We start from the raw sequence: 11,013 nt of genomic DNA on the forward strand, positions 1-11,013 counted from the left end.
TCAAATATACGGATATTGACCATTTAGGCGAGAGGCACGGTTATTTTGAAAGATTAGCGGTTGCCCAAAGGTTAAAATTTGTTGCAAACGCAACATCAAAATTTATTTTTCCGATAAATATTAGTAAACTTGGGAGTTTTTAATCAATTTTTTACTACATGAACAAACAGTCTTTTCTATTCCTTTTCCTTTTGGGAGTTTTTACTTTTTCCACAGCACAAAAGAAAAAAATAACCCTTGAAGAAATTTGGGGAGGAGAATTCAGGACAGAATACATGGACGTTCTCCGGTCCATGAACAACGGTACACAATACACCATTTTAAATACAACACGTTCACCACGTTCCAGTAGTTTGGACAAGTACGATTATGAAACCTTGCAAAAAGTGGAAACCATTGTGGCTTCATCCGATGCCATTCCATATTTTTCTTCCTACACATTTAGTGAAGATGAATCTCAAGTGTTATTGGCAACAGAAGTAGAACCTATTTTTAGACGTTCCCGTCTGGGTATCTATTATGTGTATGATATCGCCTCAAAAGAATTGGTAAAAATCGCCGAGACCAAAATTCAGGAGCCAACGCTTTCCCCTGATGGAAACAAAGTGGCCTATGTTTTGGAGAACAATCTGTATGTTTTAGACTTGGCGGACAGAACCACCAAACAAATCACTGCCGATGGGAACAAAGGCACCATCATTAATGGCGTAACCGATTGGGTGTATGAAGAAGAATTTGGCTTTGTACGTGCTTTTGAGTGGAACAGCGATGGAACAAAAATCGCATTTCTAAGGTTTGATGAGACCGAGGTCCCACATTTTTCCATGGATTTTTACGGAACTGGACTTTATCCATATCAATATGAGTTTAAATACCCAAAAGCAGGGGAGAAGAATTCCAAGGTAACATTGCATATGTTGGATGTGACTTCGGGAAGTATATCCGATGTGGATTTGAATGACCCATATTACATTCCACGGATTAAATGGATGCATAATCCCGATAATTTGAGCGTCCAAACATTGAACCGACACCAGAACGATTTGAAGCTGCACGCGGTGAACGCAAAGGATAATTCGGTTTCTGTTTTATTGGAAGAAACCGACAAAGCCTATGTGGATGTTGATGATGACCTTACCTTTTTGGATGATGATAGTTTTATCTGGACAAGCGAAGCAAACGGTTTTAACCACCTTTATCTATATGGGAGAGATGGGAAGCTTAAAAATCAAATAACCGAAGGTCCTTGGGAGGTGACCCGTTACTATGGTTATGATGAAAAACACGACCGTATTTTTTATCAGTCCGTAGAAAATGGTTCCATCAACAGGGGAGTTTACAGTATTTCTACCAAAGGAAAACGCAAGAAGGCGCTTTCTGCGGAAGAGGGAACAAATGCTGCTGCATTCAGTAGTGATTTTACCTACTATATCAACACATATTCAAGTGCGACTACTCCGTACAAATTTACCTTGCATAAAGCTTCCGATGGTAAATTGGTGAAGGAGATCAAGGATAACTCAGCCTTGCTGAACAAATTGGATGGGTACGAGATTGCTCCCAAAGAGTTCTCGACGATCAATGTAAATGGGTATGATCTCAATATGTACATGATCAAACCAGCCGATTTTGATCCCAACAAAAAATATCCATTGTTCATGTTCCAGTACAGCGGACCCGGCTCACAACAAGTGGCCAATAGATGGATGGGCAGCAACGATTATTGGCACCAGCATTTGGCATCGCAGGGTTATATTGTTGCCTGTGTAGATGGTAGGGGAACCGGCTTAAAGGGGCGTGATTTTAAAAAAGTTACCCAAAAGGAATTGGGCAAATACGAGGTGGAAGACCAGATTGCGGCAGCCAAAAAATTGAGCGAGCGTTCTTATATTGATGAAAACCGAACTGGTATTTGGGGATGGAGTTATGGTGGCTTTATGTCTACCAACTGCTTGTTGAAAGGCAATGATACTTTTGAAATGGCCATTGCGGTAGCTCCAGTGACCTCATGGCGTTTTTACGACACTGTTTACACGGAGCGCTATATGCAGACCCCACAAGAGAACCCAACAGGGTATGATGATAACTCACCGTTCAACTACCCAGAATTGTTGAAAGGCAAATATTTGTTGGTGCACGGTTCGGGCGATGATAATGTGCATGTACAGAACACCATGCGAATGATCGAAGCGCTGGTACAGGCCAATAAACAATTCGATTGGGCAATTTATCCAGATAAAAACCATGGTATTTATGGTGGCAATACTCGATTGCATCTTTATACCAAAATGACCAATTTCGTTAAAGAAAATCTTTAGAATTTAAACCAATACAGATCCGTTATGTCAGAAGTATCCAAACCAGAAAGTGAAAAGCAGTTATTTGGACATCCGAGAGGATTGTTTTACCTCTTTTTTGCAGAGTTATGGGAGCGTTTCAGTTTTTATGGAATGCGGGCCCTACTTACGCTCTACATGGTGGAAGTTATTTTCGAGGCCTTAATGGAACGGGATTATGCCACTGCGGCGGTATATTCTTCTTATGGTTCTTTGGTTTACGCCTCAACCGTAATAGGTGGACGTATTTCGGATAGTATTTTAGGAATGCGAAAATCCATTTTTTTGGGAGGAATCTTGATGTCGTTAGGACATTTTGTGTTGGCCATAGAGAATCACATTACTTTTTTTATAGCCCTTTCACTGATTATAGCTGGTAACGGTTTCTTCAAGCCAAACATATCAACATTTGTTGGTTCACTTTATAAGGATGGAGACCCCAGAAAAGATTCTGGATTCACCATTTTTTATATGGGAATAAACATAGGCGGTTGGGTAGCTCCATTGTTGTGCGGTTTCTTGGCAGCCAAATATGGTTGGCACTACGGATTTGGACTAGCGGGAATAGGTATGCTTACAGGGTTGCTTGTTTTTTGGAGCGGTATTAAAAAAGGAGTTTTTGGAGATAAGGGACTACCGCCGGAAAATGGAAACATTGATAAAAAGGTATTCGGCCTAAAACAAGGAACCTTGGTTCCAGTTTTGGCATTCGCTTCGGTTCCGGTGATAGCCTATTTATTGTCTGCATATAAAGCATTGGGAGCGGAAGGAACTTTCTTTGACGACCAGAATATCGTTAACGTAATTTTTAAATTGATAGGATTGTCCATATTGGTTTATTTGGGTTACATCATGTATAAAGCTACTGTCGATGAACGTAAAAAATTGTTTGTAGCTGTACTGATTACCTTTTTTATGACCATTTTTTGGGGCTTTCATGAACTTTCAGGTAGTGTCATCACATTATTTGCTGCTCGAAATGTAGATTTGGAGGGCATCATGTCCGCTTCCCAGACCAATTCATTGAACTCCATGTGGATTATTATTTTGGCCATTCCTATTTCTTTAATGTGGCAATGGCTGTCCAAAAAGAAACTCAACCCAAGAACCCCTTACAAGTTTGGAATGGGACTTTTGTTTGCGGGAATCAGCTTTTATGCCTTGGCCGTAAGTGGAGCAAGCGCCAATGAAAACGGTTTTGTTCCCTTCACCTATCTATTGTTGATGTATTTCTTGTTGTCGGTAGGGGAATTGTTCATGTCTCCCGTAGGATTGTCAAAAATTACAGACCTATCACCAAAGCGCATTGTTGCCTTTATGATGGGGGTATGGTTCCTTTCGTCCGCATTTGCATTTCAGGTCGTTGGATTTATCGGTAAACAATTGGCTATAGAAAGTACAGATGCTGATATAAGTGGATTTAGCACACTTACCATTTATACGGATGGTTTCATGCTTATCGCCAAATATGCTTTGGGAGCTGGTGTTTTGGTGATTTTAGCTTCGCCATTGATTAAGAGATTGATGGGTAAGGTCCACTAGGGATTTTTTAAAAATCAAAAACATAAAATCCCTTTTCACCGGTGTAGTGGAAGTGGATTTCTTTTTAAACTAGGATAATTACTTCCGTCAGCAAATATCTTTATGGGTTTAATGGAATCCAACAACTGTTCTAGATTGAGTTTTGGAGATTGGGTGAGCAATAAATAATCTGGATGCTCTTCCAAAGGAAGAATGGCCAAGCTGTCCACAATAAATAATTTCTTATCCCCAATGAGGTAACTATTCTTCAATATTGATGTGTCCATCTTTTGAACCCTTTCGGCCACAGCATAATTAGAAGAAATGTTTCCAATATTAGTGCTATCCAAAGTGATTATGGAAAGTGAATCCCCCAATTGATGCAACAAAATTGTATTGCTGGAACGGTGTGCAAGTATAATGGTTTCGTTTTGACGCACTTGAAACTGGTTCCAGATAATCCAGCTTTGAAAGGCGATGATTCTGCCAAACAGCACTAGAGCTACTTTCCATTTGGGTTTGGATAGGAAAACCACCGATGCAATAATAATGAGATATCCCAATAGCAGCTGAACCGAATCAAAAGGAATATTTTTAATAATGAAGCCTTCTTGCTGCGCGACCCAACTCACTATGGAATTCATCATTTTAATGACCCAATTAAAACTGTCGACCATAAATTTTGGCAAGAAATCGACCAAAGCCAAAATGATGACCAAGATTCCGAAGCCCAATATCAACCCTAAAAAGGGAATTACAAGTAGGTTAGAAATGAAAAGCAGGGCTGGAAACTGATGAAAATAAAACAAACTTATAGGTAGCACACCCAATTGTGCCGCAACACTCATCGACAACAATTGCCAAGTTTTACGAATGATGAAATTATCCGGGAACCAAAGTTTTTGCAGCTTGGGATAGACCCAGACAATGACAAATAACGCAGCATAACTCATCTGGAACCCCATCTGAAACAAAAACAAAGGCTTCACCAGCAAAATGAACAACATGGATAGCGCAATAATGTTGAAGGAACTGGTTGGGCGGTTAAGAGATATAGGGCGTTGGCCACAAAAGAAAACATGGTAACCGCACGGACGATGGAAGGGGAGAGCTCCGCGATAAAAGCATAACTCCAAAGCAGTAGCACAACTATTATCAACTTTAGGTTTTTACCTTTAGGTAAAAGCTTTACTGGAGATAACATAAATTCTAGAATAAAGAGGATAATGCCCGCATGAAGCCCAGAAACAGCTAGAATATGGACGGCGCCTGCATTTTTGTAGTTGTTATAGGTGTTCTCGGAAATGTCGTCGCGTTTTCCAAAAGCAACGCTTGGATAACGCCCGTTTCTTCCGTTCCGAAGTCCTTCTGTTCTAATTTGGAAATGATATGCTCCCTAAAATTTGAAGCAATACCGAATAAGGTTTTTGATGTACTATCCTTTTTTACAATGGAAGTGTAATTGGTTTTGATTTGATGTTGAATTCCCTGCTTTTCAAGATAACTTCGGTAATCAAATTGGTATAGATTTAATGGAGGCCGAATACCATCAGGTTTCGCATAGATCAAGAACTCATCATCAACTTGTAATTCTTTCAAAGTGGAATCCACCGAAAGACTGAAAAGCAATTTTCCAGATGCCATCTCATTGTCCCCGGCAATAATTTGGGTAATATATCGGTGGGAGTAGGTGTTTGGTTTAAGGACTTCGTTTACTTTTAACTGCCACACCTTTTCTTGGTTGAGGTCTTGTTTGGTGTGGTGGTTTGGCATGCTTATGTTCAAGCAAATGGTGATGAACGAAGTAAGCACCTCAAAATACGGGAACCCTTTTCGTTGTTGCTTTTTGCTGACCAAATAAACTACAGGTAGCAATACGAGCATGGTAATTAAGGGCAAAAATGGAGCTACTTCAAAATAAAAGCCGATGACAATGCCCAAAATAACACACAGTGTGAGTTTTACGGACACAAAATTAAGTTGGCGCACTTTACAGGATGCGCATGGCCTTTACAAAAGCGCTGTTCCAGTATCCTTCCCGTAACGAGGATACCAGCACGCCGCGTGAGGTTGTGGCGTGAATAAATTTGATGTCATCTCCATTTACGTCGACCACCAATCCTACGTGGTTGATGCGTCTGCCCGTTTTACTGGTCTTAAAAAAAAGAAGATCTCCTTTTTCTACATGGTTTACCCTAATTTTTTCACCTTCCAAGGCCATTTGGTAGGAAGTCCGTGGGAACATAATGTCATTTTCCTTTAAGGAAACATAGACCAATCCGGAGCAGTCCATGCCCTTTTTAGTGGTTCCCCCGTATTTATAACGGGTTCCTGAAAAAGTTAATGCAGTAGAAATTATTTCGCTTGCTTTAGCATTTTTACGCCCCTCTTTTTTGGGTTTTCGTTTAGGGGAGGTGTCGGTGGTGGACCCCTCTACCGTAATGGTTCGGGTCTTGCTGTAGGTGCGTCGTTTTTTACCTGGGCCACAAGCGGCGATGGTAAAAAGCAACAGTAAGATTATGGTTTTTCGTAACATCCAAGAATAGATTTACATTCTTGGAAGATAAAACTACGCATTTTTCACAATTAATTTTGCCGCCAATTGACTGGCGCCTTTTCCTCCCAGTTTTTCTTTCAACAATTTGTAGTCGGACAATATACGCTCCCGCTCGGCTCCATCTACGATTTTGGAAAGTTCTTTCTTAAGATTTTTTGTTGATAAATCATTTTGAATCAATTCTTTAACAACTTCTCTTTTCATAATTAAGTTGACTAGTGAAATGTAATCCAAAGTGATGATGCGCTTCGCGATCTGATAGGAAATCCAATTTCCTTTGTAGCACACCACTTGAGGAATGCCAAAAAGGGCAGTTTCCAAAGTGGCCGTTCCGCTGGTGACCAAGGCAGCATGGGAATGCTTTAAAAGTGTATAGGTTTTGTTGGAAACATACTCCACCTTGTCGCCTTTAAGAAACGGGATGTAAAACTCATCGGGAAGACTCGGGGCTCCCGCAATCACGAATTGGTAATCGGGAAAATCTTTTTTTACCGAAAGCATCACCTCCAACATTTTTTGCACTTCTTGTTTCCTGCTCCCGGGCAGCAAGGCAATAATAGGTTTGGCAGGATCCAGTCCGTTTTCTTTTCTAAAGGTTTCATTATCCTGAAGTGGGGTGTTTTCTATGGCATCGATTAAAGGATGGCCAACAAACTGAACGGGATAATCATGTTTTTTCTCGTAAAACTCCTTTTCAAAAGGAAGGATTACATACATGTTGTCAATATCCCGTTTTATTTTTTTGATTCGACCTTCCCTAGAAGCCCAAATTTGGGGCGAAATGTAGTAATTGGTCTTAAAACCGTTTTCTTTGGCCCATTTGGCAATCCTAAGATTGAAACCCGAAAAATCAATAAAAATAATTACATCTGGATTGAAGTTTTGGATATCTTCTTTGCAATACGAAATGTTTTTGAAGATGGTTGGAATGTTCATAAGTACTTCCAAAAAACCCATAAAGGCCATGTCCTTATAATGCTTGGCCAAATCCCCACCGGCTTGTTGCATCAAATCTCCGCCCCAACAACGAATCTCCGCTGAGGTATCCTCTTTTTTGAGGGCTTTTATCAAGTTGGAACCATGTAGGTCCCCCGATGCTTCACCTGCTATGATATAATATTTCATTGAAGTCTAAAACTAAGCCATCACTTTATATAATAATATGACCAAAGCGGTAACCAAAGTCGCTAACATAACGCCCTTGGCGCGTTGGTCTCTCTTTATCCGTAAAAACCCGAAAAACGCTACCAAATTTAAAATAGCACCCAGTGCCAATAGGCTGCCAATATGCCCTTGATCAATGGCTGCGTTAAAAGTGTCCACGATACCTAAATCAGAAAATAGCAGAATGTAAAGCAAGGTGCCAAAGGTATTTGCAATGAGTCCTACGATAAATCCTATAATGATTTCTTTCTTATTGTTCATGTAAGTTCCAATTATTAATTTGTGGTATTGCGTGGTGTGCCGTAAGGTCGAATTGGGTCGGAACTACTGAGATGTATCCATGCTCCAAGGCCCATTCGTCCGTGTCTTCACCTTTGTCCAAAAGTTCAAATTTTCCGGTAAGCCAATAATAATCCTTCCCTGATGGACTTGTTCGTTTATCAAACTTTTCTTTCCAATTGCCGCGCGCTTGTCTACATATTTTAACGCCTTTAGGTGCTGTTTCCGTTTTGGGAATGTTTACATTCAATACAATGCCCTTTGGAATCCCATTGGTCAAGGCTTCTGAAACAATTTTTTTGATGTTTCCAAGTGCCGGTTCAAAATTGGCATCCCAAGAATAGTCGCATAAAGAAAAACCAATGGCGGGAATACCTTCAATGCCGGCTTCGATTGCGGCACTCATAGTTCCAGAATAAATCACATTTATGGATGAATTGGACCCGTGGTTAATCCCACTTATGCAAATATCTGGTCTTCGGTCCAGAATTACCCGAAGGGCCAGTTTCACGCAATCAGCTGGGGTGCCGCTGCAGCTATACTCGCTCGGAGCACCTTCTTTATGGTCCACGACTACCTTTTTGGAAAATAAGGTGCTGTCAACCGTAATGGCATGCCCCATACCACTTTGGGGACTATCGGGAGCCACTACCACAACATCACCAAGTTCCTTCATGGTGCGTATTAATGCTCTAAGTCCTGGAGCGGTAATTCCATCATCATTGGTGACAAGTATCAGTGGTTTTTCCATTCTGGATAATTAATGCCATAAAAATACGTTTTTCATAAGGATATGAAACGCTTGGCGTTTAACAAAAAATTAAATCCAGCAGAAAGGACTGGCACGGTTTTTTCTGTATCTTAGGGAATTCATACAAGTAGAAACGACGGATGACGTAATGTAGATTTGACAGTATGAGGTCAGATTATTTCGCTCCAGAAAAAAAAAGCATATTTATGAAAAAGAATTTCATCTTAGCACTTTTGGTTATTCTAGTGGCGGTAGCCTCCTGTAGTTTTACCAATAAGTCTTTTGATAATGATGATAAGGATAAATTTTTGTTGGAACTGATTTCCTATGTATTGGAAAGAGGCCATTATGAGCCCAAAGATATTAATGACAACTTTAGCTCCAACGTTTTTGATGATTTTATCGACATTGTTGACCCTACAAAAAGGTATTTTCTCCAAAGTGACATCAGAGAATTTGAAAAATACAGGTTTATGATCGATGATGAGATCAGAAATACTGATATTACTTTTTTTAATACGGTGTATCAACGTTTAATGGTACGTATGGACGAGGCCAAGGAGATATACAAAGAGGTGCTTTCCCAGTCGTTTGATTATACTGTTGACGAAACCATAGAGATTGATTACGACAAACAAGAGTTTGCTTCCAGTAAAAAAGAATTGAAAGAACGTTGGAGGAAACAGCTGAAGTACAATACTTTGAATGTATTTGATAATAAAATAGACAACATAATTTCTGATTCAAATGAAGAAGAATCAAGCTTGGATTCAAAACCAGTTTTATCCTTCAATGATATCCCAAGCGCTGTGGATAAAGTAGCTACTGAAGAAGAGGCAAGAGAAATAACCAAAAACACTTTAGATGAGTTTTTCGATTTTGTAGAAGACTTGGAACGTAAGGACTGGTTTGTACAATATTTGAATACCATTGTGGAGGAGTTTGACCCCCACACATTCTATTTTGCACCAGAAGAAAAAGAAAAATTTGATATCGGTATGTCCGGTAAGTTTGAAGGTATCGGTGCGAGATTGCAGAAAAAGCCTGAAGGTGCTAAAATCGTGGAAATTATTTCCGGCGGTCCCGTATGGAGAGACCAAAGTCTAGAAGTAGGAGATCAAATTTTAAAAGTAGGTCAAAAAGATGAAGAGCCAATCGATATCGTTGGTATGCGATTGGATGATGCTATCAAGTTGATCAAAGGTCCAAAGGGAACTATAGTTGAGCTTACAGTTAGAAAAGTGGATGGAACCATTGAAACTGTTTCCATAACTAGAGACGTTGTAGAATTGGAAGAGTCCTACGCAAAATCTGCCACAATAGATGCCGGTGACCAAAAATATGGTTTGATAGACCTTCCTAAATTCTATGTGGATTTTGAAGATTATACCGAAAGAAATGCTGCGACAGATGTTGCCAAGGAATTGGAACGACTTAAAGAAGCCGGTACAGAAGGAATTATATTGGATTTAAGAGATAACGGAGGTGGATCTTTAAAAACTGTCGTGGAAATGGCAGGATTGTTCATAAAGGATGGTCCTATCGTTCAAGTAAGATCTTCGGGCCAGCGCAAAGAAGTTCACGAGGATAAGGATGAGCGTGTTCAATGGGATGGACCTTTGGTTATCTTGGTTAATGAACTATCGGCATCCGCATCAGAAATATTGGCTGCTGCCATGCAAGATTATAAAAGAGCGGTAATCATTGGAAGCAAGCAAACTTTCGGAAAGGGAACCGTTCAAAATGTAATTCCTTTGGATAACATTGTAAGAGGAAACGAGCATGGAGACTTGGGAGCCATTAAATTAACTACCCAAAAATTTTATAGAATCAATGGAGGCTCAACACAATTGGAAGGTGTTAAGAGTGACATTGTGGTTCCAGACCGTTACAGTTATATTGATTTGGGTGAACGCGATCAGCAAAACCCACTTGGATGGGATAAGATAACCCCGGCCGATTACAAAGTTTGGGACGGATATATCGATTTAGATGATGCTGTAAAAAACAGCAAAGAACGAATGGCAAAGAATGAACAGATCAAGCTTATTGAGGAAAATGCCAAGTGGTTGAAAGAGCAACAAGATGAAAACTTGATTTCTCTCAAGTACGATGATTATGTTAGTAAAGAGCAAGAAGCCAAAAAGCGTTCAGAAAGATTCAAAAGTCTTAAAGATTACGACTCTAGATTATCTTTTGGTTCTTTGCAGTATGAGACAGAGTTATTTACTCAAGATTCTGTTCTCAGAGAGAAAAGAGATAGATGGCACAAGAATTTGGCCCGTGATATTTACGTGGAAGAAGCGGTAAATGTGCTAAAGGATCTTCATAAAAACAATATTAAAAAAGAAGAGAATAAATTGGCCAGCGTTAAAGGATAGTCTGGTCATTAATAAAATAATTCT

At 39.8% G+C, this 11,013-nt stretch carries 10 protein-coding genes; 3 read left to right on the forward strand and 7 right to left on the reverse strand.

Annotation, left to right across the window (positions count from 1 at the left end; genetic code table 11):
- The first annotated feature begins 158 nt into the window (after positions 1-158).
- Together D2V08_RS02630 and D2V08_RS02635 are read left to right on the forward strand one after the other, a co-directional pair.
- Positions 159-2,318 (forward strand): S9 family peptidase, encoded by a 2,160-nt coding sequence (locus D2V08_RS02630; RefSeq protein ID WP_119606562.1) that lies wholly within the window; start codon positions 159-161, stop codon positions 2,316-2,318.
- 24 nt (positions 2,319-2,342) lie between these two features.
- On the forward strand, positions 2,343-3,878 hold the full coding sequence (locus D2V08_RS02635; RefSeq protein WP_119606563.1) for a peptide MFS transporter: 1,536 nt from the start codon (positions 2,343-2,345) through the stop codon (positions 3,876-3,878).
- A 35-nt stretch (positions 3,879-3,913) separates the two neighbouring features.
- Here D2V08_RS02635 and D2V08_RS02640 read toward each other — a convergent pair whose 3' ends face one another.
- From D2V08_RS02640 to surE, 7 genes are read right to left on the reverse strand one after another with little or no spacing between them, the layout of a single operon-like run.
- The gene (locus D2V08_RS02640; RefSeq protein WP_119606564.1) at positions 3,914-4,864 is read right to left on the reverse strand and encodes a ComEC/Rec2 family competence protein; all 951 of its coding nucleotides are present in this window, start codon (positions 4,862-4,864) and stop codon (positions 3,914-3,916) included.
- On the reverse strand, positions 4,843-5,163 hold the full coding sequence (locus tag D2V08_RS17550) for a ComEC/Rec2 family competence protein (RefSeq protein ID WP_245980480.1): 321 nt from the start codon (positions 5,161-5,163) through the stop codon (positions 4,843-4,845). Before D2V08_RS17550 ends, D2V08_RS02640 begins: the two co-directional genes overlap by 22 nt.
- Positions 5,109-5,828, reverse strand: a complete 720-nt coding sequence (locus D2V08_RS02650; protein WP_182835470.1) for a DUF4131 domain-containing protein — start codon at positions 5,826-5,828, stop codon at positions 5,109-5,111. The genes D2V08_RS17550 and D2V08_RS02650 overlap by 55 nt, the downstream gene beginning before the upstream one ends.
- Before the next feature lie 19 nt (positions 5,829-5,847).
- Positions 5,848-6,393, reverse strand: a complete 546-nt coding sequence (locus tag D2V08_RS02655) for a C40 family peptidase (RefSeq protein ID WP_119606567.1) — start codon at positions 6,391-6,393, stop codon at positions 5,848-5,850.
- A 33-nt stretch (positions 6,394-6,426) separates the two neighbouring features.
- Positions 6,427-7,539: a lipid-A-disaccharide synthase gene (lpxB, locus tag D2V08_RS02660; RefSeq protein WP_119606568.1), complete on the reverse strand. Its 1,113-nt coding sequence runs from the start codon at positions 7,537-7,539 to the stop codon at positions 6,427-6,429.
- Positions 7,540-7,551: 12 nt separating this feature from the next.
- A complete protein-coding gene (locus D2V08_RS02665) occupies positions 7,552-7,839 on the reverse strand; it encodes a hypothetical protein (protein WP_119606569.1) in 288 nt (95 codons plus the stop codon).
- On the reverse strand, positions 7,829-8,608 hold the full coding sequence (gene surE / locus D2V08_RS02670) for a 5'/3'-nucleotidase SurE (protein ID WP_119606570.1): 780 nt from the start codon (positions 8,606-8,608) through the stop codon (positions 7,829-7,831). The genes D2V08_RS02665 and surE overlap by 11 nt, the downstream gene beginning before the upstream one ends.
- A gap of 206 nt (positions 8,609-8,814) precedes the next feature.
- Between surE and D2V08_RS02675 the strand changes: the two genes are divergently transcribed.
- Entirely contained in the window at positions 8,815-10,989 is a 2,175-nt protein-coding gene (locus D2V08_RS02675) for a carboxy terminal-processing peptidase (protein WP_119606657.1), read from the forward strand.
- The last annotated feature ends 24 nt before the right edge of the window (positions 10,990-11,013 follow it).

This window comes from Flagellimonas lutimaris, from assembly GCF_003581615.1.
Taxonomy (GTDB): Bacteria; Bacteroidota; Bacteroidia; order Flavobacteriales; family Flavobacteriaceae; genus Flagellimonas; species Flagellimonas lutimaris.